At 71.7% G+C, this 22,346-nt stretch carries 18 protein-coding genes; 13 read left to right on the top strand and 5 right to left on the bottom strand.

Going from position 1 to position 22,346, the window contains the following annotated elements:
• Positions 1–127: 127 nt before the first annotated feature.
• The 7 genes from ACFQZQ_RS09880 to ACFQZQ_RS09850 all read left to right on the top strand — a co-directional run bounded on the left by ACFQZQ_RS09880 (position 128) and on the right by ACFQZQ_RS09850 (position 12,329).
• Positions 128–5,614 (top strand): HAMP domain-containing protein, encoded by a 5,487-nt coding sequence (locus ACFQZQ_RS09880; RefSeq protein WP_386812621.1) that lies wholly within the window; start codon positions 128–130, stop codon positions 5,612–5,614.
• 2 nt (positions 5,615–5,616) lie between these two features.
• Positions 5,617–7,428, top strand: a complete 1,812-nt coding sequence (locus ACFQZQ_RS09875) for a response regulator (RefSeq protein WP_386812914.1) — start codon at positions 5,617–5,619, stop codon at positions 7,426–7,428.
• Positions 7,421–8,074, top strand: a complete 654-nt coding sequence (locus tag ACFQZQ_RS09870) for a sensor histidine kinase (RefSeq protein WP_386812620.1) — start codon at positions 7,421–7,423, stop codon at positions 8,072–8,074. The genes ACFQZQ_RS09875 and ACFQZQ_RS09870 overlap by 8 nt, the downstream gene beginning before the upstream one ends.
• A 41-nt stretch (positions 8,075–8,115) precedes the next feature.
• Complete coding sequence (locus ACFQZQ_RS09865) at positions 8,116–9,177, top strand: two-component system sensor histidine kinase NtrB (RefSeq protein ID WP_386812619.1); 1,062 nt, start codon at positions 8,116–8,118, stop codon at positions 9,175–9,177.
• 265 nt (positions 9,178–9,442) lie between these two features.
• The gene (ntrC, locus tag ACFQZQ_RS09860) at positions 9,443–11,014 is read left to right on the top strand and encodes a nitrogen regulation protein NR(I) (protein WP_386812618.1); all 1,572 of its coding nucleotides are present in this window, start codon (positions 9,443–9,445) and stop codon (positions 11,012–11,014) included.
• A 73-nt stretch (positions 11,015–11,087) separates the two neighbouring features.
• Positions 11,088–11,666, top strand: a complete 579-nt coding sequence (locus tag ACFQZQ_RS09855; RefSeq protein ID WP_386812617.1) for a superoxide dismutase family protein — start codon at positions 11,088–11,090, stop codon at positions 11,664–11,666.
• 165 nt (positions 11,667–11,831) lie between these two features.
• Complete coding sequence (locus tag ACFQZQ_RS09850) at positions 11,832–12,329, top strand: GNAT family N-acetyltransferase (protein WP_386812616.1); 498 nt, start codon at positions 11,832–11,834, stop codon at positions 12,327–12,329.
• A 31-nt stretch (positions 12,330–12,360) separates the two neighbouring features.
• Here the strand turns inward: ACFQZQ_RS09850 and ACFQZQ_RS09845 are convergent, their stop codons facing one another.
• Positions 12,361–13,290, bottom strand: coding sequence for a hypothetical protein (locus ACFQZQ_RS09845; protein ID WP_386812615.1), 930 nt, complete (start codon positions 13,288–13,290; stop codon positions 12,361–12,363).
• A 93-nt stretch (positions 13,291–13,383) separates the two neighbouring features.
• On the opposite strand from ACFQZQ_RS09845, the gene ACFQZQ_RS09840 reads away from it, so the two are divergent.
• Positions 13,384–14,661, top strand: coding sequence for an acetyl-CoA C-acetyltransferase (locus ACFQZQ_RS09840; RefSeq protein ID WP_386812614.1), 1,278 nt, complete (start codon positions 13,384–13,386; stop codon positions 14,659–14,661).
• 174 nt (positions 14,662–14,835) lie between these two features.
• Here the strand turns inward: ACFQZQ_RS09840 and ACFQZQ_RS09835 are convergent, their stop codons facing one another.
• The 3 genes from ACFQZQ_RS09835 to ACFQZQ_RS09825 form a co-directional block, all read right to left on the bottom strand.
• Positions 14,836–16,098 (bottom strand): heme biosynthesis HemY N-terminal domain-containing protein, encoded by a 1,263-nt coding sequence (locus ACFQZQ_RS09835; RefSeq protein WP_386812613.1) that lies wholly within the window; start codon positions 16,096–16,098, stop codon positions 14,836–14,838.
• 74 nt (positions 16,099–16,172) lie between these two features.
• Positions 16,173–17,168, bottom strand: coding sequence for a uroporphyrinogen-III C-methyltransferase (locus tag ACFQZQ_RS09830; protein ID WP_386812913.1), 996 nt, complete (start codon positions 17,166–17,168; stop codon positions 16,173–16,175).
• Between the two features lie 107 nt (positions 17,169–17,275).
• Positions 17,276–18,049: a uroporphyrinogen-III synthase gene (locus ACFQZQ_RS09825; protein ID WP_386812612.1), complete on the bottom strand. Its 774-nt coding sequence runs from the start codon at positions 18,047–18,049 to the stop codon at positions 17,276–17,278.
• Between the two features lie 186 nt (positions 18,050–18,235).
• Between ACFQZQ_RS09825 and ACFQZQ_RS09820 the strand changes: the two genes are divergently transcribed.
• The 5 genes from ACFQZQ_RS09820 (at position 18,236) to ACFQZQ_RS09800 (ending at position 21,601) form a co-directional block, all read left to right on the top strand.
• A complete protein-coding gene (locus tag ACFQZQ_RS09820; protein WP_386812611.1) occupies positions 18,236–18,694 on the top strand; it encodes a YiiD C-terminal domain-containing protein in 459 nt (152 codons plus the stop codon).
• A gap of 43 nt (positions 18,695–18,737) precedes the next feature.
• Positions 18,738–19,196 (top strand): hypothetical protein, encoded by a 459-nt coding sequence (locus ACFQZQ_RS09815; protein ID WP_386812610.1) that lies wholly within the window; start codon positions 18,738–18,740, stop codon positions 19,194–19,196.
• Positions 19,197–19,300: 104 nt separating this feature from the next.
• On the top strand, positions 19,301–19,738 hold the full coding sequence (locus ACFQZQ_RS09810; protein ID WP_386812609.1) for a rhodanese-like domain-containing protein: 438 nt from the start codon (positions 19,301–19,303) through the stop codon (positions 19,736–19,738).
• Positions 19,739–19,996: 258 nt separating this feature from the next.
• On the top strand, positions 19,997–20,521 hold the full coding sequence (gene secB / locus ACFQZQ_RS09805; protein WP_386812608.1) for a protein-export chaperone SecB: 525 nt from the start codon (positions 19,997–19,999) through the stop codon (positions 20,519–20,521).
• A gap of 21 nt (positions 20,522–20,542) precedes the next feature.
• Positions 20,543–21,601, top strand: coding sequence for an NAD(P)H-dependent glycerol-3-phosphate dehydrogenase (locus ACFQZQ_RS09800; protein ID WP_386812607.1), 1,059 nt, complete (start codon positions 20,543–20,545; stop codon positions 21,599–21,601).
• 122 nt (positions 21,602–21,723) lie between these two features.
• Here the strand turns inward: ACFQZQ_RS09800 and ACFQZQ_RS09795 are convergent, their stop codons facing one another.
• Positions 21,724–22,338, bottom strand: coding sequence for an outer membrane beta-barrel protein (locus ACFQZQ_RS09795; protein WP_386812606.1), 615 nt, complete (start codon positions 22,336–22,338; stop codon positions 21,724–21,726).
• Positions 22,339–22,346 lie beyond the last annotated feature (8 nt).

The following is a 22,346-nucleotide window of genomic DNA, read 5'->3' as shown; positions in this document are numbered from 1 at the left end:
TGAACCGTCCCCTGCCGCGGCGGCGCGGCGGACTGGACGTAGACTCACGTCCCCTGCACTTTGCTGAAGTTAGCTTCACAACCTGGCCCGCTGGGGAGTGGGCGTCTTTAAATCGAGGAAACATCGCGTGCCCGAACCCACCACCCGGCGCGTGCGCAATGCCGCCAAAGCGCCCACCCCGGCTGCCGACTTCGCCTCGGTCCCGGCCGCCGCGTCGTCATCCCTGGATCCGCTCGAGCAGCTACTCACCGCGATGGCCGCCGTCGGCGAGGGCGATTTCTCGGTGCAGTTGCCGCAGCACTGGGAGGGCATGGCCGGCAAGCTCGCGCAGAACTTCAATGCGATCGTCAGCGCCAACCGCCGCCTTGCGGCCGACCTCGCGCGCGTCGGCGAAAAGGTCGGGCGCCAAGGCCACACCCGCCAGCGGCTTATGCCGGCGAACCGCCAAGGCTGCTGGTCGGACATGGAAACCTCGGTCAACGACCTGATCGACGACCTGGTGCGCCCGGTCGAGACCATGACCGAGGCGATGGCAGGCGTCGCCAAAGGCGACCTCACCCGCAGCGTTCCGCTGGAGGCCGACGGCCGCCCACTGCAGGGCGAGTTCCTGCGCTCGGCGACGATCGTCAACCGCATGATCGAGCAGATGGGCGAGTTCTCGTCCGAGGTCACCCGCGTGGCGCTGGAAGTCGGCACCGCCGGCAAGCTCGGCGGCCAGGCCAAGGTCAAAGGCGTGTCGGGCGTGTGGAAGGACCTGACCGACTCGGTCAACCAGATGGCCTCCAACCTCACCGCGCAGGTGCGCAACATTTCCGAGGTCACGATCGCGGTGGCCAACGGCGACCTCTCGCGCAAGATCACGGTGGACGTGCGCGGCGAGATCCTGCAGCTCAAGGAGGCCATCAACACGATGGTCGACCAGCTGCGCGGCTTCGCCTCGGAGGTGACGCGTGTAGCAAGAGAAGTCGGCACCGAGGGCAAGCTCGGCGGCCAGGCGATCGTGCCCGGCGTGGCCGGCACCTGGAAGGACCTGACCGACTCGGTCAACGCGATGGCGTCGAACCTGACCTCGCAGGTGCGCAACATCGCCGAGGTCACCACCGCGGTCGCCAAGGGCGACCTCTCGCGCAAGATCACCGTGGACGTGCGCGGCGAGATCCTGCAGCTCAAGGAGACCATCAACACGATGGTCGACCAACTCAACGGCTTCGCCGCGGAAGTGACGCGCGTGGCCCGTGAGGTTGGCACCGAGGGCAAGCTCGGCGGCCAGGCCGAGGTGCCCGACGTCGCCGGCACCTGGAAGGACCTCACCGACCACGTCAACTCGATGGCGTCCAACCTGACCCTGCAGGTGCGCAACATCGCCGACGTGACCACCGCGGTGGCCAAGGGCGACCTGTCGCGCAAGATCACCGTGGACGTGCGCGGCGAGATCCTCGAGCTCAAGAACACCATCAACACGATGGTCGACCAGCTCAACGGCTTCGCCGCCGAGGTCACGCGCGTGGCGCGCGAGGTCGGCACCGAGGGCAAGCTCGGCGGCCAGGCCGTGGTGCCCGGTGTCGACGGCACCTGGGCCGACCTGACCGACTCGGTCAACGCGATGGCGTCGAACCTGACCTCGCAGGTGCGCAACATCGCCGAGGTCACCACCGCGGTCGCCAAGGGCGACCTGTCGCGCAAGATCGAGGTCGACGTCAAGGGCGAGATCCTCGAGCTCAAGAACACCATCAACATGCTGGTCGACCAGCTCAACGGTTTCGCCTCGGAAGTCACGCGCGTGGCGCGCGAGGTCGGCACCGAGGGCCGCCTGGGCGGCCAGGCGCAGGTGCCCGGGGTGGCCGGCACCTGGAAGGACCTGACCGACAACGTCAACTCGATGGCGTCCAACCTGACCGCGCAGGTGCGCAACATCGCCGAGGTCACCACCGCGGTCGCCAAGGGCAACCTGTCGCGCAAGATCGACGTCGACGTCAAGGGCGAGATCCTCGAGCTCAAGGACACCATCAACACGATGGTCGACCAGCTCAACGGCTTCGCCGCCGAGGTCACGCGCGTCGCGCGCGAGGTCGGCACCGAGGGCAAGCTCGGCGGCCAGGCGCAGGTGCCCGGCGCGGCCGGCACCTGGAAGGACCTGACCGACAACGTCAACTCGATGGCGTCCAACCTCACCACCCAGGTGCGCAACATCGCCGAAGTCGCGACCGCGGTCGCCAAGGGCGATCTGTCGCGCAAGATCGCAGTCGACGCGCAAGGTGAAATCCTGCAGCTCAAGGACACCCTCAACACCATGGTCGACCAGCTCAACGGCTTCGCCGCGGAGGTCACGCGCGTGGCGCGCGAGGTCGGCACCGAGGGCAAGCTCGGCGGCCAGGCCGCGGTGCCGGGCGTGGCCGGCACCTGGAAGGACCTGACCGACAATGTCAACTCGATGGCGACCAACCTCACCGCGCAGGTGCGCGGCATCGCCAAGGTGGTGACCGCGGTCGCCAACGGCGACCTGCACCAGAAGCTGACGGTGGAGGCCAAGGGCGAGATCGCGGCGTTGGCCGAGACCATCAACGGCATGACCGACACCCTGGCGATCTTCGGCGACCAGGTGACCACCGTGGCGCGTGAGGTCGGCGTCGAGGGCCGCCTCGGCGGCCAGGCCAACGTGCCCGGCACGGCCGGCATCTGGGAAGACCTGACCGCGAACGTCAACCAGCTCGCCGCCAACCTCACCACCCAGGTGCGCGCGATCGCCGAGGTCGCCACCGCGGTGACCCAGGGCGACCTGACGCGGTCGATCCAGGTCGACGTGCGCGGCGAGGTCGCCGACCTCAAGAACAACATCAACGCGATGATCGGCACGCTGCGCGCGACCACCGAGACCAGCCGCGAGCAGGACTGGCTGAAGTCCAACCTGGCCCGGTTCAGCGGCATGATGCAGGGCCAGCGCGACCTGATCACCCTCGGCCGCATGCTGCTGACCGAATTGGCGCCGCTGGTGAATGCCCAGCAAGGGCTGATGTACGTGGTCGAGCTCGACGAGGACGGCGACACGCCGCGCCTGCGTCAGCTCGCCGGCTACGCCGACGCCTCGACCTCGGCGATCAACCGCACCCTCGAGTTCGGCGAGGGCCTGATCGGCCAGTGCGCGGCGCAGGCGCGGATGATCCTGATCGACGACGTCGCGCCAGGCACCGCGCAGATCCAGTCGGGCCTGCTCAACGTGCTGCCGCGCAACGTGATCGTGCTGCCGGTGCTGTTCGAGGACGAGGTCAAGGCGGTGATCGAGCTGGCCTCGCTGGGCGAGTTCACCGATTCGCAGCGCGCGTTCCTGGAGCTGTTGTCGGGCTCGATCGGCATCGTGCTGAACACGATCGAGGCCTCGATGCGCACCGAGCGGCTGCTGTCGCAGTCGCAGCAGCTGGCCGGCGAGTTGCAGTTCCAGCAGAAGAGCCTGCAGCAGACCAACGAGGACATCGCGCTCAAGGCCGCGCTGCTGGCCGAGCAGAAGGCGCAGGTCGAGGGCAAGAACCTGCAGATCGAGCAGGCGCGCCTGGAGCTGGAAGCCAAGGCCGCCGAGCTGGCCCTGACCTCGCGCTACAAGTCCGAGTTCCTGGCCAACATGTCGCACGAGCTGCGCACGCCGCTGAACTCGATCCTGATCCTGGGCCAGCAGCTGGCCGAGAACGCCGACGCCAACCTCAGCCCGCGCCAGGTCGAGTTCGCCAGCACCATCCACGCCGCCGGCACCGACCTGCTGCATCTGATCAGCGACATCCTCGACCTGAGCAAGATCGAATCGGGCACGGTCACCGTCGACAGCGAGGAGATCACCTTCGCCCACCTGCGCGAGAACATGGAGCGCGGCTTCCGCCACGAGGCCGAACGCCGCCACCTGCAGTTCAAGGTGGACATGTCCAAGGCGCCCGGCCGCGCGCTGCACACCGATCCCAAGCGCCTGCAGCAGATCCTCAAGAACCTGCTGTCGAACGCGTTCAAGTTCACCGAGCACGGCAGCGTGCGCCTGACCGCGCGCGTGGCCGAGGGCGGCTGGACGCCGGGCCACGCGGTGCTCGACGCCGCGCCGACGGTGGTCGCGTTCGACGTCACCGACACCGGCATCGGCATCTCGCCGGAGAAGCAGCGGATCGTGTTCGAGGCGTTCCAGCAGGAAGACGCGGGCACCTCGCGCAAGTACGGCGGCACCGGCCTGGGGCTGGCGATCAGCCGCGAGATCGCCGGACTGCTCGGCGGCGAGCTGCGCCTGCACAGCACCGTCGGCGAGGGCAGCAGCTTCATCCTGTACCTGCCGCTGGCCTATGCCGGCGCCGACAGCGCGCACGAGGCGCGCGCGGTGCAGGCGACGTCGCTGATCGCGCCGGCGAGCGGCGCCGAGGGCGCGGCCGAGCTGGAAACCGTCGCCGACGACCGCGACATCCTGGTCGAAGGCGAGCCGGTGCTGCTGCTGGTCGAGGACGACCCACGCTACGCCACCGTGCTGCGCGACCTGGCCCGCGCGCAGGGCTTCCGCGTGCTGGTCGCCAACCGCGGCAGCGAGGCGTTGCGGCTGGTGCGCGAGTACAAGCCGACCGCCATTTCGCTGGATATCTTCCTGCCCGACATGCTCGGCTGGACCGTGCTCGCGCGGCTCAAGCAGGACTCCAGCACCCGCCACATCCCGGTGCAGATCCTCACCATCGAGGAAGAGCGCCACCAGAGCATCGAGCGCGGCGCGTTCTCGTACCTGGCCAAGCCCGGCGACATCGAGAGCATCGGCGCGGCGCTGCAGCGCATCAAGGACTACACCCTGCCGCGGGTGAAGCGTCTGCTGGTGGTCGAGGACGACGCCAACGAGCGCATGAGCGTGGAGGAGCTGATCCGCCACGACGACGTCGCGATCGACAGCGCCGCCACCGGCGCGCAGGCGCTGGAGCTGCTGCACGCCGGCGGCTACGACTGCGCGGTGATCGACCTGCGCCTGCCGGACATGACCGGCTTCGACCTGCTCGACAAGATCCAGGCGCAGGACAACCTGCGCGAGCTGCCGATCGTGGTGTTCACCGGCAAGGACCTCACCGTCGCGGAGCAGCAGCGGCTCAAGAAGGCCGCACGCAGCGTGGTCATCAAGGGCGTGGAATCGCCCGAGCGCCTGCTCGACGAGACCGCGCTGTTCCTGCACCGGGTCATCGCCGACCTGCCGCCGGCCAAGCAGCGCATGGTGCAGAGCCTGCACGAGTCCGACGACGCGCTGCGCGGCAAGCGCGTGCTGGTGGTCGACGACGACGTGCGCAACATCTTCGCGCTGTCCAGCGTTCTCGAACGCCACGGCATGGACGTACTGACCGCCGGCACCGGCCAGGACGCGATCACGCAGGTCGAAGCCGACCCGGAGATCGCGCTGGTGCTGATGGACATCATGATGCCGGGCATGGACGGCTACGAGACCATGCGCGCGATCCGCGCGATGCCCGACTCGCGCGCGCTGCCGATCGTGGCGCTGACCGCCAAGGCGATGAAAGGCGACCGTGAGAAGTGCCTGGAGGCCGGTGCGTCCGACTACCTGGCCAAGCCGGTGGTCACCGACCAGTTGCTGGGAGTGCTGCGCCAGTGGTTGCACCGTTGACCATGCCGCCGTCGGACGGAACGTTGCCGTCGCACGGCGGGCCGATGCCGGTGCCCGTTCCGTTGTCGGCGGCGGCCGACCCGGTCAACATCCTGCTGGTCGACGACCAGCCGGCCCGGTTGCTCGCGTACCGCGCGATCCTCGAGCCGCTGGGCGAGAACCTAGTCGAGGCCAACTCCGGCACCGCCGCGCTGAAGGCGCTGATGGAGGGCGAGTTCGGCCTGATCCTGCTCGACGTCAACATGCCGGTGATGGACGGCTTCGAGACCGCGAGCCTGATCCACCAGCACCCGCGCTTCGAGAAGACGCCGATCATCTTCGTCACCGCGGTCAACGTCTCCGACATGGACCGCATGCGCGGCTACAAGCTCGGCGCGGTCGACTACGTGATGGTGCCGATCATCCCGGAGATCCTGCGCAGCAAGGTGATGGTGCTGGCCGAGCTGTACCGCAAGCGCCGCGAGCTGCAGCTGGCCAACGAATCGCTGGCCGCCGCCAACGCCGCGCTGCAGCTGGAGAAGGCGCGCGAGCTCGACGTCCTCAACGACTCGCTGCTGGTCGCCAACACCCAGCTGGCCAGCCGCAACGACGAGCTGCAAGCCCAGGTCAGCGAGCGCATGCGCGCGCAGGCGCGGCTGCTGGAGCTGGACCGGCGCAAGGACGAGTTCCTGGCCACGCTCGCGCACGAGCTGCGCAACCCGATGGCGTCGCTGGGCAACGCGATCAACGTGCTCAAGCTGATGGCCGACCCGCCCGGGTCCGGTGCGGCGGCCGCACGCGACGTCGACGCGCCCGACAACCCGCTGCACGACACGATGCAGCGGCAGATGGGCCTGCTGGTGCGCCTGATCGACGACCTGCTCGACGTCGCGCGGATCAACCAGGGCAAGCTGACCCTGCAACCGCAGGCCACCAGCGTGCAGGCGGTGCTCGACACCGCGATCGAGACCGTGCAGCCGCTGCTGCAGGCCGGCGATCACGCCCTGGGGGTGCACGTGCCGGCGCAGGCGATCGCGCTGCACGCCGACCGCGACCGCCTGGCGCAGGTGTTCTCTAACCTGCTCAACAACGCGGTCAAGTATTCCGATCCGGGCACCCCGATCGAACTGCGGGTGGAGAGGAGCGACGACACCGTCGAGGTCACGGTCGCCGACCGCGGCATCGGCCTGGACCCGGCGCATGCCGCCGATGTCTTCGACCTGTTCACCCAGGTCGACACCTCAGTGGAACGCGCGCGCGGCGGCCTCGGCATCGGCCTGACCCTGGTCAAGCGCATCGTCGAGATGCACGGGGGCCGGGTCCAGGCCGCCAGCGCCGGCCTCGGCCGCGGCAGCCGTTTCACCGTGGCGCTGCCGCTGGACGCGCCGCTGCCGCTGGCGGCACCGGTGGCCGAACCGGCCGGCACCGCGACCGGCGGCTGCGTGCGCTGCCGCGCGCTGGTGATCGACGACAACCGCGACTCGGCCGACACCCTGGCGATGATGCTCGAGCTGCTTGGCCACGAGACCCGCCGCGTCTACGAGCCGCAGGCGGCGCTCGCCGCGGCGCGCGAGTTCGCGCCCGACATCGTGTTCCTCGACATCGGCATGCCCGGGCTCAGCGGCTACGACGTCGCCGGCCTGCTGCGCGCCGCGCCCGGCGGCGAGTCGCTGGTGCTGGTCGCGGTTACCGGCTGGGGCCAGCCCGACGACCGCCGGCGCACGCTCGAGGCCGGCTTCGATCACCACCTGGTCAAGCCGCCGGAGATGGCCGCGATCTCCGGCATCTGCCGCGCGTTGCCGCGCCGCGATGGCGAAGGCGCTGGCGATGCATGACGACGTGCTCTGGGTCGAGCGCCTGGTCCACGACCTCAAGGGGCCGTTGGCGCCGCTGCAGACCGCGGCCTACCTGCTGCGCGCCGACGGCCTGGGGCCGGAACGGCAGCGCGAGCTGGCCGGGATCGTCGACCGGCAGTCGCGGCGGCTGGCGGCGATGATCGACGAGGCCGGCGACTGGGCGCGCGTCAGCCAGCAGCCGCTGGTACTGCGGCCGGTGCCGTGTGCGCTGGCGCACGTCCTGGACCTGGCGATCGGCGCGGTGCCGGGCTGTCGGGTCGAGCCGGCGTTCGCCCCCGGCGATGCGGACGCGCTGCAGGTCCGCGGCGACGAGGCGCGGCTGGTGCAGATGTTCCTGGCCCTGGTCGGCTACCAGGCCTGGCGCGACCCGGCCGGCACCCCGACCCTGGAGGTCGCGCGCAGCGGCGGCGACGTGCGCGTGCGCCTGTGCGACGCCGGCGCGCCGATGGGCGCGGCGGCGATGGCGGCGCTGTTCACCGAGCCCAGCCCCGAGCCGCACGACGCCGGCCTCGGGCTGCGCCTGATGATCGCCGCCGCGATCGCCCGCGGCCACGGCGGCAGGCTGACGGCGAGCGAGCGCGACGGCGGCGGCCTGTGCCTGAGCTGCGAGCTGCCGCTGGGCTGAGTCAGGGCTGGCGTGCGGTTGCGATGCACTAAGATGGTGCAATGCCGCCCGAACCGCCCTTCGCGCCCGCCCCCGACCTCGACACGCTGACCACGCCGCTGGCCTGGACCGATGCGGCCGGGGTGATCGCCGGCAGCAACCAGGCGTTCCCGCGCTGGCTTGGGGTCAGCGCGCGGCGGCTGCACGGCGCGCCACTGGCCGCGCTCGACCCCGACGGGCGCCTGGCCGCCGCGCTCGCGCGCCTGGCCCGGAGCGACGCACCGCTGCGCCTGCGCCGGGTGCGGCTGCGCTTCGGCGACGGCGACGAGCACTTCGCCGACCTCTGGCTCAGCCGCTGCGACGGCGGCGGCGGCCTGCTCGAGGCGCACCCGGTTGACGAATTCCCCGGCGACGACCCGGCACTGCTGCTGCCGTCGGCGTTGTCGGCCTCGCTCAAGGGCCTCGCCCACGAACTGCGCAATCCGCTGGCCGGGCTCAAGGGCGCCGCGCAGCTGCTCGCGCGCCGGCTCGACCCGGCCGCCGACGACGGCGGCGTCTCGCGCGAACTGGTGGCGCTGATCGACAGCGAAGTCGCGCGCCTGACCGCGTTGCTCGACCAGCTGCTGACCCCGGCGCCGCCGCGCGCGCACGCCCCGCTCAACATCCACGCCGTGCTCGAACGCGTGCTGCGCCTGGCCGAGAGCGACGCCGGCTGGGCGGTGCGCCTGCTGCGCGACTACGACCCGAGCCTGCCCGAGCTCAACGGCGACCCCGACCGCCTGGTGCAGGCGGTGTGGAACCTGGTGCGCAACGCGATCGAGGCCGGCGCCACCCACGTCACCCTGCGCACCCGCGCCGAGCACGGCCTGCGCATCGGCGACGAGCTGCACCCGATCGCCCTGCGCCTGGAGATCAGCGACGACGGCCGCGGCGTGCCCGAGGAACTGGCCGAGCAGCTGTTCCTGCCGCTGGTGTCGGGCCGCGCCGAAGGCAGCGGCCTAGGCCTGGCGCTCGCGCAGCAGGTCGCGCGCGAGCACCGCGGCTCGCTCGCCTACCGTTCGCGCCCGGGGCATACGGTGTTCGCGTTGTTGCTGCCGATGCAGAACGGGGAACCGGAGGCATGAGCACGATCGCCATCCGCTGCGTTCGCGGCGCCGCTGCCCTTGATCGGCTCCCTCCCTTGCGAAGCAGGGGAGGGCTGGGGAGGGGTATTTTTCGCCTGCCGGAGATAAAGCTAAGAGCGACCCCCTCCCAACCTCCCCCTTCGCTACGCGAAAGGGGAGGAGCAAGACCGACGCAAGCGCTGTTGATTTTGCTCCCTCCCTTGCGAAGCAGGGGAGGGTTGGGGAGGGGTGCTCTTGCGTTTGCGAAGGCCGACTGGCACCGGCGGTGGTTCGCTCCTATCACTTCGCCGAACCCTCACCGCAACCCGGCCCCGGCCTTAGCACGGGCTGCGAAGGCGCTCATCGCCGTGCGAGCCACTCGCTCGCGGGCACTCCTCCTCGCCGCGCAAGGAGAGCGACTTTGAAACCCGCCACCATCTGGGTCGTCGACGACGACCGCAGCGTGCGCTTCGTGCTGGTGACCGCGCTGCGCGAAGCCGGCTACCGGGTCGAGGACTTCGGCAACGCCGCCGAGGCACTCACCGCCCTCGACGAACGCGGCCCCCCCGACCTGCTGTTCACCGACGTGCGCATGCCCGGCGACGGCGGCCTGGTGCTGCTCGACAAGCTCAAGGCGAACGTGCCGCAGCTGCCGGTGGTGGTGATGAGCGCCTACACCGACATCGCCAGCACCGCCGGCGCGTTCCGCGGCGGCGCGCACGAGTTCCTGTCCAAGCCGTTCGACCTCGACGAGGCGGTCGCGCTCGCCGCGCGCACGCTCGCGGCGAGCGCGACCGCCGATGCGCCCGAGCCCGCGCCGCCGGCCGCGGCCGCGAGCGACGCGCTGATCGGCGACACCGCGGCGATGCGCACCCTGTTCCGCGCGATCGGCCGGCTCGCGCAGGCGCCGCTGTCGGTGCTGGTCACCGGCGAGACCGGCACCGGCAAGGAGCTGGTCGCGCGCGCGCTGCACCGCGAGTCGCCGCGCGCGGCGCAACCGTTCGTCGCGCTCAACACCGCCGCGATCCCGGCCGAGCTGCTCGAAAGCGAACTGTTCGGCCACGAGGCCGGCGCGTTCACCGGCGCCCAGCGCCGCCACCTCGGCCGCTTCGAGCAGGCCAACGGCGGCACCCTGTTCCTCGACGAGATCGGCGACATGCCGCTGCCGTTGCAGACGCGGCTGTTGCGCGTGCTGGCCGAGGGCGAATTCTTCCGCGTCGGCGGCCGCGAGCTGATCCGCGTCGACGTGCGCGTGGTCGCCGCGACCCACCAGGACCTCGAGGCGCTGGTCGCCGACGGCCGCTTCCGCGCCGACCTGCTGCACCGGCTCGACGTGGTGCGCCTGCGTCTGCCGCCGCTGCGCGAGCGCCGCGAGGACGTGCCGCAACTGGCGCAGCGCTTCCTGGCCGCCGCCGCGGCGAAGTTCCAGGCGCCGGCCAAGCGCCTGGGCACGCCCGCGCTCGAGCGCCTGCTCGCGCACGATTGGCCCGGCAACGTGCGCGAACTGGAGAACCTGTGCTGGCGGCTGGCGGCGCTGGCGCCGGGCGACAGCATCGGCCGCGCCGAGATCGACGAGGCCCTCGGCGCGCCCACGCACAATCGCGACACCGATGCCGGCCGCCCGGATGCGCCACGCGACGAAGGCGACTGGGACATCCAGCTCGCGGCCTGGGCGCGCGCGCAACTGGCGCTGGGCTGCGACGCGATCCACGCCCAGGCGCGCGCGCGCTTCGACCGCGCCCTGCTCGAGGCCGCGCTCGAACACACCGGCGGCCGCCGCGCCGAAGCCGCCGCGCGGCTCGGCCTGGGCCGCAACACCCTGACCCGCAAGCTCGGCCCCGGCCGGCATCGTTCCTAGTGAAGCGCGTTTCACCGCCGCTGCACCGCCCGCACGCTAGCGTCCGGGTTCGCCGCACCTGGAGGCCCGCCCGATGAAGACCGCCGTGCTCAGCGCCGCCGCGCTGCTTGCCTTGTCCGCGTGCAGCACCACGCCATCGGCCTCGATGCCGACATCGACGCGGGCCTCGACCGCGGTCGCCGCCGGCGTGTCGACCGCCAGTGCGGCCACGGTGCGCCTCGCCTCCGCGTCGGGCAGCCTGGTCAGCGGCACGCTGCGCGCAAGGCCGATGGGCGACGGCGTGCATTTCACCGGCGAGATCGGCGGGCTGGCGCGCAACAGCGGCCACGCCATCCATGTCCACGAGACCGGCGACTGCAGCGCGGTCGATGCGAGCAGCGCCGGCGAGCATTTCAACCCGCGGTTGAAACCGCACGGCAAGGTCGGCACCGGCGCCCACCATGCCGGCGACATGGACAACCTGGTGGCCAACGCGCAGGGCGTCGCCCAGGTCAACGTGCATGCCAGCGGCGTCAGCCTCGGCGGCGGCGGCGCCGGCGACATCGCCGGCCGCGCGGTCATCGTGCACGCCGCCGCTGACGACTACCGCAGCCAGCCCGCGGGCAACGCCGGCGCGCGGCTCGCGTGCGGGATCATCGAAATCGTCCGTTGACCGCGGGCATGCCGGGCGCGGCGACGGACCTGCTGTTCTCGGCACCGAAGCCTCGGCGTCCGGTTTTCGTCGGCCGCCGGCGCCGCCTCGGCGATGATGCTGGTTCCAGAACATCGTGGGCCGGTCGCTAGCTGCGTTCGGGGAACCCACAAGGAGCACCGCACCATGCACCCCAACCTGCGCATCCGCGTGGCCCAGCCCGGCGACCGCGACCTGCTCGCGCAGTGGGCGATCGCGATGGCGTGGGAGACCGAGCACAAGCGCCTCGACCCGGCCACGATCGGCGCCGGCATCGCGGCCGGCATCGCCGACCCGAACAAGGCGCGCTACTTCATCGCGATGAGCGAGCTGGGCGTGGCCGGGCGCGAGACCATCGCCAGCGCGGCCGGCACCTTGATGCTGACGCGCGAATGGAGCGACTGGCGCTGCGGCGAGTGGTGGTGGATCCAGAGCGTGTACGTGCCCGAGGCGCACCGCCGCCAGGGCGTGTTCGCGGCGCTGTACCGGCATGTCAAGCAGCTCGCACGTGCCACGACCGGCGTGGTCGGCCTGCGCCTGTACGTCGAGCGCGACAACGCCGCCGCGCAGCGCAGCTACGAAGCGCTGGGCATGCGCGATGCCGGCTACCGGATTTTCGAGAGCGAGTTCGCGCCGCGCGAGTGACGCGGCTGCTGCCTCTACCAACCGGCGTGATTCAACTCAACGCGTTGCGGTAATCCGCGTCGCGGACGCAATGCACGAAGGTCACCGCGACCCCGTGCGCACCCAGCACCGCGGCGATCTGCCGCTGGCGTGCCTCGAAATGCTGGTGGCGGCGCTGCAGCTGCTCGCGGCATTCGTCGCTGTCGCAGTGCAGCTCGCTGGCGTAGCGAGCGTGCCAGGCGTGCGGCGAGAACAGCGCGATCCGCGCCTCGCCACCGGCGTAATGCACCAGCGGCTCCGGCGCCGCGTCCAGCCAGTGTTCGCCATCGGGTTGCAGCAGCGCGGTCTCCAGCAGCGGCCACAACGGCGCCAGGCCGGCGTGCTCGTACTGCATCGCCATCATCGCGGCCAGGTCGTGCACGGTCAGGTAGCGCGCGTGTTCCACCTGCAGCCCGAACGCCGCCTGCGCCGCCAGCGCGGTGTCGGCGCCGGCCATGCCGCGTTCGAGCAGCTGGGTCTCGAACAGGTCGCCGACGCGCGCGGCGAGGTCCGCATCGCCGCTGAGGACAAACGGCACCAGCCGCAGCGGCCCGCCGGTGAAATCCGGCGACGGCGCCAGCGCGCCGGGCAGCTGCCCTTCGTGCGCGCCGAACGCGATGATCCGCCCCGCGTTGTCGTGGTAGGCATCCTTCGGGGCGCCCCCCAAGGGGACTTCCTTCGGGGCCCGCGCGGCCAGTTCATCGAGTTCGTGGTGCAGAGGCCAGCCCGGGCGCAGCACTTCGACCGAGTCGTAGTGCGCGCCGACCGTGACCAGCTCCAGCATCGCCGCGTCCGGCGCGAGCCGCGCCAGGTCGCGTGCGACCAGTTCGGCCAGCGCGCCGACCTCGGCCTGCGCCAGCGCATCGCGCGCGACCGGCGCCTCGCCGCGCAGTTCCAGCGCCAGTGCGCCGAGCACGTGCAGTTGATTCGAAGATGAACTCATGGATACGCAGGCGTTTGGTCGAGCGCGGACGCGGCGCTACACTGCGGCCATTATGCCCGCCAGGCACCGCGGGCCTCCCAGCGAGGTGATCCGATGCGTCCAACCCGTCCCGTCGCCGTGCTCGGTGGCGTCCGCATTCCGTTCTGCCGCCAGAACACCGCGTACGCCGACGTCGGCAACCTGGGCATGTCGGTACGCACGTTGGGCGCCCTGGTCGAGAAGTTCGGCCTGCACGGCCAGCAGTTGGGCGAAGTGGCGATGGGCTCGGTGATCAAGCACAGCAGCGACTGGAACCTCGGCCGCGAGGCCGCGCTGTCGTCCGGCCTGTCGCCGCTGACCCCGGGCCTGACCATGCAGCGCGCGTGCGGCACCTCGCTCGACACCATCGTCGCGATCGCCAACAAGATCGCCGCCGGGCAGATCGAGTCGGGCATCGGCGGTGGCTCCGACACCACCTCCGACGTGCCGATCGTCTACGGCCAGAAGCTGCGCCGGCGCCTGCTCGCCGCGAACGCGGCGAAGACCCCGCGCGACAAGCTCGCCGCGTTCAAGGGTTTCTCGCTGCGCGAACTCAAGCCCGACTTCCCCGGCGTGGCCGAGCCGCGCACCGGCAAGTCGATGGGCGAGCACTGCGAGGACATGGCCAAGCAGTGGAACATCGCGCGCGACTCGCAGGACGAGTGGGCGCTGTCGTCGCACCAGAAACTCGCCGCCGCCTACGAGCGCGGTTTCTTCGACGACCTGGTGGTCAGCTTCCGCGGGGTCGCGCGCGACAACATCCTGCGCGCCGACAGCTCGCTGGAAAAACTCGCCACGCTGAAGCCGGCGTTCGACAAGACCTCCGGCCGCGGCACCCTGACCGCGGCCAACTCGACCCCGCTCACCGACGGCGCCGCCGCCTGCCTGCTCGCGTCCGACGAGTGGGCGCAGGCGCACGGGGTCGAACCGCTGTGCTACCTGCGCGACGCGCACGTGGCCGCGGTCGACTTCGTCCACGGCGAAGGGCTGCTGATGGCGCCGACGGTGGCGGTGCCGGAGATGCTCAAGCGCAACGGCCTGACCCTGCAGGACTTCGACTTCTACGAGATCCACGAGGCGTTCGCCGCGCAGGTGCTGTGCACGCTGCGCGCGTGGGAGAGCGAGGAGTACTGCAAGACCCGGCTCGGCCTGGACGCGCCGCTGGGCCGCATCGACCCGGCGAAGATCAACCCGAACGGTTCCTCGCTGGCCACCGGTCACCCGTTCGCGGCCACCGGCGCGCGCCTGGTCGCGACCGCGGCCAAGGAACTCAAGCAACGCGGCGGCGGCCGCTGCCTGCTGTCGGTCTGCACCGCCGGCGGCATGGGCGTGGTGGCGATCCTCGAGCGCTAGGCGCGGCCGGTTGCGTAGGGCGGGTTTCAACCCGCCATCCCGCCGCAGCAGATGGCGAGGAGTTGCGAATAGAAGGCAAGGAGTCGCGGCAGCGAATCGGAGTCCGACCCGCCGGGACTTCATGGCATGGCCACGGCGGGTTGAAACTCGCCCTACGCCCGCGAGCGCGGCGGCCTATTCGCGCAGCCGCGGCATGCCGTGTTCGTCGCGTTCCTCGACCACCGCCTGGTCGTGGAGCTGCTGGCGCAGGTCGCGCCCGGGCAGGTCGGCGACGCGTTCGCCGCGGTTGGCGCGCAGCGCGTTGGCATAGCTCAGGCGTGCGCGCGGTTCGTCGCCGGCCTGGGCGAAGCCGTGGCCGAGTTCCTCCCACGCGTCGCTGCCGGCGCCCTGGGCGAGGGCGCGGTGCAAGTAGCCCTCGGCCTGCGGCCACTGGCCCTGCGCGCGGGCCAGCCGCGCGAGCGTGAGCAGCACGCCGGGGCTGCCCGGGTGCGCCTGCAGCCAGCGTTCGGCGTTGCCGCGGCGCGCGTCGAGCCGGCCGCCGTCCTGGGTCAGCGGCAGCTGCCCGTACAGCACCGCCAGCGATTCGTCCCAGCGCGTGTCGAGCGCCTGCTCGAGGCTCTTGGCGGCGGCTTCGTCCCAGCGCAACGCGGCGGCGCGGTTGGCGTAGGCGGCGACCGCGGCCGGGTCGCTCTTGAGCGGCTTGGGCAGCGCTTCCCAGCGGTCGGCGAGCACGTTGGCGTCGCCGGCCTCGCGCAGCGCGGCCTCGGCCCACTGCGCCTCAAGCAATGTCAGCTGCTCGGACGGCATCGCCTGCTGCTGGCGCAGCGCGCCGAGCAGGCCGTAGGCCTCGCCCGAACGGCCCAGCGCGACCAGCGCTTGCGCGCGCAAGGCCAGCCCGCGCGGCGGCAGCGGCTGCGCGTTGGCCGCGTCGAGCAGGCCCAGCGCTTCGCCCGCGTGGCCGCGCGCGAGCGCGAGTTCGGCCGCGGCGATCGCGCGGCTGGTCGGATGTCCGCTGCCGAGCGCATCGAGGTATCCCTGGCTGGCGGCGACATCGCCGCGCGCCGCGGCCGCGCGCGCGGCGCCAACCCGGGCCAAGGCGGCGACGTCGTCGTGTTCGGCCGCCTGCGCCAGCGATTTCTCGGCGCGGCTCCAGTGGCCTTGGTGCAGCGCGTCGAGGCCCTCGGTCAGGCGCGCGCGGCCGAGCTTCTTGCGGCGCCGGCGCAGCGCCACGAACGGCAGGCTCAGCACCTTCCACAGCAGCCACGCGCCGGCCAGCACCAGCAGGCCGATGCCGATCGCGGCCGCCAGCGTGGTGCTGTAGTCGTTGCCGCGGTAGCGCACCAGCACGTAGCCCGGGTCCTGCACCAGCAGTTGCGCGACCAGCGCGCCGACCAGCGCCAGCACGATCCAGAACAGCAGGTTGCGGAAGAGGTTCATGCGGACTCCAGGTTCATGGCGACGCCAGCGTCAGGGGGCGGCTCCGGCGGCGATCGCCGGTCGATCGCGACGCCTCAGGACGACGCGCGCATCTGCCGCAGTTGCTCCAGTGTGCTGCCCAGCGCCGGGAGCGAAAGTGAAAGCGGCATCGCCGCGATCGCGTCGAGCTGCGCGCGCCGGCGTTGCAGCAGCGCCGGGTCCGACCACAGCCGCGGCAGCCAGTCCTGCGCGCGCGCGAGCGCGGCGCGGTAGCCGTCGGCATCGCGCCGTTCGGCCGCGGCACGCGCCAGGGTGATCTCCAGTTGCAGGCCGGCAAGCGCGGCGGCGCGCTCGGCCGGTTGCATCGCCAGCGCGCGGTCGCTGGGTTGCACGGCGATGACCTTGGCGAACGCGCGCCGCCACCACGGCACGCGCGTCGAGCGCGCATCGGGGTCGCGCGCCGGCGCCGCGGCGAACGTGGCGGCCAGCGCGTCGAGCTTCGCCAGCGCCTGCACGCGCGGCTCGGCCCCCACCGCATCCAGGGCGGAGCGCTCCTGGCCCAGGGTCTGGCGCAGGCTGAGGTAGGCCGGGTCGTCGATGCCGGCGAGCACGCCGGCGGCCAGCGCGTAGGCGCGCCGCGCGCCATCCAGGTCGCCGGCGATCTGCAGCCGTTGCAGGCCTAGGGTCAGCAGCAGTTCGGCCTCGTCCAGCCGCAGCGCCTGGGCGCCGTGGCGGTCGGGATCGGCGAGCTTGGAGACGCTGTCCTCGAGCAGCGCCGCGCGCTGGCCGATGCCGAGCAGTTCGTCGCGCAGCACGCGGTTGGTGGCGTCGGCCTGTTGCAGGCGCGCGGTCTGCGCGCGCTGGTCGCGGCGCAGTGCCGCCAGACGTTCGTCGAGTGCGCCCAGGCGTTGTTCGGCATCGGCCAGCGCGTGGCGTTCGCGCGCGTCGCACGCCTGCCACTGCTGCCAGCCGTACCAGCCCGCCCCGGCGAGGGCGAGCACCAGCAGCAGCCACGGCCACGGGCTCGCGGCGCGGCGCGGCGACGTGCGCGCAGGCGAAGGGGTCGATGTCGGCGAAGCAGGATCGGGAATCGAGGACACGGGCAGGGCAGACCGGTTGCAGGCGGCCGGATAAACCGGGGGATCGGCCGCGACGCCGCCATGCTACCGGATGCGCCGTGCGCTGCCGCTCGCGGCGCCTAGAGAGCCGGCACTTCCTTCGGCGCGCGCGCGGCGGCCAGCAGCTCGCGCGGTCGCGGCCCAGCCGCGACCACGATGTCGGCGAACCCCAGTTCGCGCGCCAACGCCGCCAGGCGTTCGCTGGCGGCGAGCACCTGCGCGCCGCGCAAGCGCACCAGCGCGTCGGCGGGCAGCGCGGCGACGATCCGCTGCAACGCTTCGCCGCTCGACAGGGCCAGCGCCGCCGGCCGCGACAGCGCGCGCAACGCCGCGACCGCGCGCGGCGACGGCGCCACCGCCACCCGCTCGTAGACATCGGCGCGGCGCACGCGCGCGCCGCGCGCCTGCAGCGCCGGCACCAGCAGCCCGCGGCCGCCGGGCGCGCCGATCAAGCCCAGCACGTCGTCGCCGGCGAAGTCCTGCAGGCCGGGCAAGGCCAGCACGCCCTCGCTGTCCATGCGTGCCGGCGATGCAACCGCGTCGACGCCGGCGCGTCGCAACGCGGCGGCGGTGCCGGCGCCAACCGCGAACCAGCGCTGGTCCGCGCATCCGCGCAAGGGCTGCAGGCGTGCGGCCGCGCGCGCCGCCGCCGGACTGGTGACCAGCACCCGCGGCGCCGCCAGCGCCGCGGCGAGTGCGGTGCGGGTGGTGGCGTCGTCGCGGTCGCGCAGCAGCCACGGCGACAGCGCGATCAGGCCCGCGCCGTGGCGCGCGGCGGCGCGGCGCAACGGCGCATGTTCGCCGCGCGGGCGCAGCGAGATCACGTACCATCGCGGCGGCGCAGCTGGCGACATGGCGGAAGCTTGGCATACCCGCCCACCCGCCTCGGTAGATCCGAGCCTGCTCGGATCGCATGTCGTCACCGGCAAGCGCGATCCGAGCAGGCTCGGATCTACCAAGAAGCAATCATGGCCGGACCGGGCCTGCGCTATTGCGGCGCCCCTTCCACCGCCGTTCTCTTGACCTCGGTAACCCATTGCATGCCCCACGCCGACGCCCTGCAACGCCTCGACCGCCACTACCAGTCGATGCCGCCGGTCGCCGCGATGCAGCTGCGCATTGCCGGCTACGACGGCCAGCGCCTGCGGCTGCACGCGCCGCTGGCGCTGCACGTCAACGACAAGGGCTGCGCGTTCGGCGGCAGCCTCGCGTCTATGATGACGCTGGCGTCGTGGGGGCTGGTGTCGCTGCACGTGGACGCGGCCGGGATCGCCGCCGACGTGTTCGTCGCCGACAGCCAGGTCCGCTACCTGGCGCCGCTGTTCGCCGACCTCGACGTGCACGCACAGCTGGCGCCGGGCTCGGACTGGGACGACTTCATCGCCACCCTGCGCCAGCGCGGCCGCGCGCGCGCCGGGCTGGTGGCGCACGCGCTGCTGCCCGACGGCGGGATCGCGACCGAATTCACCGCGCGCTACGTCGCCATCGCGAAAAGCTGACGCGCGCGGGCTAGGATGCGGCTGGCTCACCACGGAGCGCGCCATGCGCCGGCAGTCGACACACCTCTCGTACACACGCCTGCTGCACACGCTGTTGAAGACCACGGCCCTCGGGTTGCTGCTGGCGCTGGCCGGCTGCGCGACCAACCCCAGCCAGCGCGATGGCCTCGAGCGCAACCAGTACGCCTGGGCCGGCGCGGTGCGCTGGGGCGATTTCGAGGGTGCGCTGAACCTGATCGACCCGACGGTGCGCGAGAAGAACCCGCCGACCGCGCTGCAGCTGGAACGCTACAAGCAGGTGCAGATCTCCTCGTACCGCGACGTCGGCGCCGACAGCGACATGGAGGCCGGCACCGCGGTGCGCGATGTCGACATCGGCGTGATCAACCGCCACACCCAGGCCGAGCGCACCGTGCGCTACCGCGAGCGCTGGCGCTGGGAGCCCGAGGCCAAGGTCTGGTGGCTGGTCAGCGATCTGCCGGACCTGTGGGACGGCCAGTAGCCGAGTTCGCTGAACGCGCGTCGCGGCCGATACGGCGCCGGTCTTTTGCGCAGTGCGAGGCGCTGGGCGACAATCCCGGCCCCCTTGCCGTCGGCGTGACCTGAGTGACTATTGAAGAACTGCTGGCGTTTGCCGGCCGCCACTCCCTCCTCGCGATGGGCCTGGCCGGCCTGACCGGCGCCCTGATCTACACCGAGGTCGCGCGGCTGTTCCGCGGCTACAAGGCGTTGCGCCCGGCCGAGCTGACCGGGCTGATCAACCGCGACAACGCGCTGGTGGTCGACCTGTCGCCCAGCGGCGATTTCGAGAAGGGCCACATCGCCGGCAGCCGCTCGGTGCAGCTGAGCCAGTTCGACCCGGAGAGCAAACTGCTGGCCAGCGCCAAGGCACTGCCGGTGGTGGTGACCTGCCGCAGCGGCCAGGCCTCGGCCGACGCCGCCAAGCGCCTGAAGAAGGCCGGCTTCGAGCACGTCTACTGGCTCGACGGCGGCGTCCAGGCCTGGCAGCAGGCCGACCTGCCGCTGGTCAAGGGCCGCGCGTAGGGCGGGCTCAAGCCCGTCATCCCGCCGCCGCAGTTGGCGAGGAATCGCGGCTGTGAATCGGCATCCCACCCACCGGGAAGCTGAGCATGGCGATGGCGGGCTGAAGCCCGCCGTATATCGAGATCGCGCCCGGCCCCCTTGCGACGCGCGTGCGTGCCCCCAAGACCTTGGAGCGGCTGCGCAAAAAGTCGCGTGCCATAATCGATTTCTTTCCTGTTCCTACCTGAGTTTCCCACCCGAATTCGCTGGAGTTACGAGATGTCCGAAGAAAACGTCAACGGCGCGCTGGCGCCGACCGAAGCGGCCGACAACGCCGGCCCCGCGTTCACGGTCGAGAAGCTGTACGTCAAGGACGTTTCCTTCGAGGTGCCCGGCGCCCCGGCGGTGTTCAACGAGCAGCTGCAGCCGCAGTTGCAGATGAACCTCAACCAGAGCGTGCAGCGCCTCAACGACAACGCCTACGAGGTCGTGCTCGGCATCACCCTGACCTGCAATGCCGACGACAAGCCGATGTACCTGGTCGAGGTGAAGCAGGCTGGCGTGTTCGGCCTGAGCGGCTTCGATGCGGCCACCCTCGACGGCATGCTCGGCACCCACTGCCCGAACGTGCTGTACCCGTACGCGCGCCAGCTGATCAGCGAGCTGATCCAGGCCGGCGGCTTCCCGCCGTTCTTCCTGCAGCCGATCAACTTCGACGCGCTGTACGCCGAAGGCCTGCGCCAGCGCAGCGCGCAGCAGCCCGAAGGCGGCCTGGCCGACGCCGAGACCGCCGGCAACGCCTGAGTCGTGCCGCGGAGCCAGCGCATGACCCAGGGCAGCGACGCGCCGTCCGATCCGCCAGCCGCGGCCAAGCCGCGGGTGGCGGTGCTCGGGGCCGGCTCGTGGGGCACCGCGCTGGCCGCGTTGATCGCCCGCCACGGCCACCCGGCCGTGCTCTGGGGCCGCGACGCGGCCGCGATCGCGGCCATTGAGCAACAGCACCAGAACCCGCGCTACCTGCCGGGCATCGAGTTGCCGGCCTCCCTGCGCGCGACCACCGACCTGGCCCAGGCGCTGCACGGCGCCGACCTGGTGCTGGTGGTGGTGCCCTCGCACGCGTTCGCCGAAACCCTGCATGCACTCGCGCCGCACCGGCCGGCCCGCGCCGGCGTGGCCTGGGCGACCAAGGGCTTCGAACCGGGCAGTGGCCGCTTCCTGCACGAAGTCGCTGCTGAAGTACTCGGCGACGGCGTGCCGCTGGCGGTGGTCACCGGCCCCTCGTTCGCCAAGGAAGTCGCGATCGGCCTGCCGACCGCGCTGACCGTGCATTCCGACGACGCCGGTTTCGCGCAGGCCGTCGCCGACGTGCTGCACGGGCCCAGTTTCCGCGCCTACACCGGGGACGACATGCTCGGCGCCGAGCTCGGCGGGGCGATGAAGAACGTGCTCGCGGTCGCGACCGGCGTCGCCGACGGCATGCAGCTGGGCCTCAATGCCCGCGCCGGCCTGATCACCCGCGGCCTCAACGAGATGCTGCGGCTCAACCAGGCGATCGGCGGCCAGCCGGAAACGCTGATGGGCCTGGCCGGGCTCGGCGACCTGGTGCTGACCTGCACCGGCGACCTGTCGCGCAACCGCCGGCTCGGCCTTGCGCTCGGCCGAGGCCAGTCGATCGCCGAGGCGGTCGCGCAGATCGGCCAGGTGGTCGAGTCGGTGCAGACCGCCGACGAGGTCATGCGCCAGGCCGACCGCCACGGCATCGAACTGCCGATCTCCAAGGCGGTGCAGGCGGTGCTGCACGGCGCGATCACCCCGGTCGATGCACTGCGCCAGCTGCTCGCGCGCGAGCAGAAACCCGAGTACCCGGCCGAGCTGTTTGGCTGAGGCTGGTGACAAGTTGTAGATCCGGGCCTGCCCGGATCGCTCGTCAACAGCATCCGGGCAGGCCCGGATCTACAAAAAAGCCCGGCCGAAGCCGGGCTTTTTCTTGTCACTGACGCGCTCGATCAGAAGCTGGCGCGCACGCCGAACCGGTACTGGGTGGTGTCTTCGATGAACTCGACTTCGCCAACCAGGCCCCAGGTCGGGCTGAACTGGAACTGGCCGCCGAGGGTGCCGACAAAGCCACCTTCGAAATCGCCGCCGTCGAGGTAGCCGGCCTTGACCCAACCTTCCAGCGGCGCCGCCATCCGGCCGCGCAGGCCGATGCTCGCGCGGCCGCCGTTGAAGCTCTCGCCATCCGAGCCGAAGCCGCGCACGTCGACATCGACGTCCTGGCGCAGCCAGGCCAGTTCGGCGAGGAAATCGACGTTCTCGGCCATGGCCGTGTGGTAGCCCAGGCCGAGCTCCGACTGGGTGATCTCGACGTCGACCGGGGTGCCGAACACGCTGGCGTCGACTTCCTCGGTCACGCGGCTGACGCCGCCGAACACGTTGAAGCTGGGGCTGATCGCGCCCGAGCCACGCACGAAGCCGCCGTCGCCTTCCGGGTTGTTGAAGTCATCGTCGTTGATATGGGTCTTGGCATAGCCGCCCTCGACGTAGGTGTAGCTGAGTTCGCCGGCGGTCGCGGCGAACGGTGCGGCGGCCAGCATGGCGGCCAACACGAACTGCTTCTTCATGAAATCCC

The organism is Lysobacter koreensis (genome assembly GCF_042677045.1).
Classification (GTDB): domain Bacteria; phylum Pseudomonadota; class Gammaproteobacteria; order Xanthomonadales; family Xanthomonadaceae; genus Lysobacter_K; species Lysobacter_K koreensis.
Note: the sequence above shows the minus strand (reverse complement) of the source record. Positions and strands in the feature narration are given on the sequence as shown.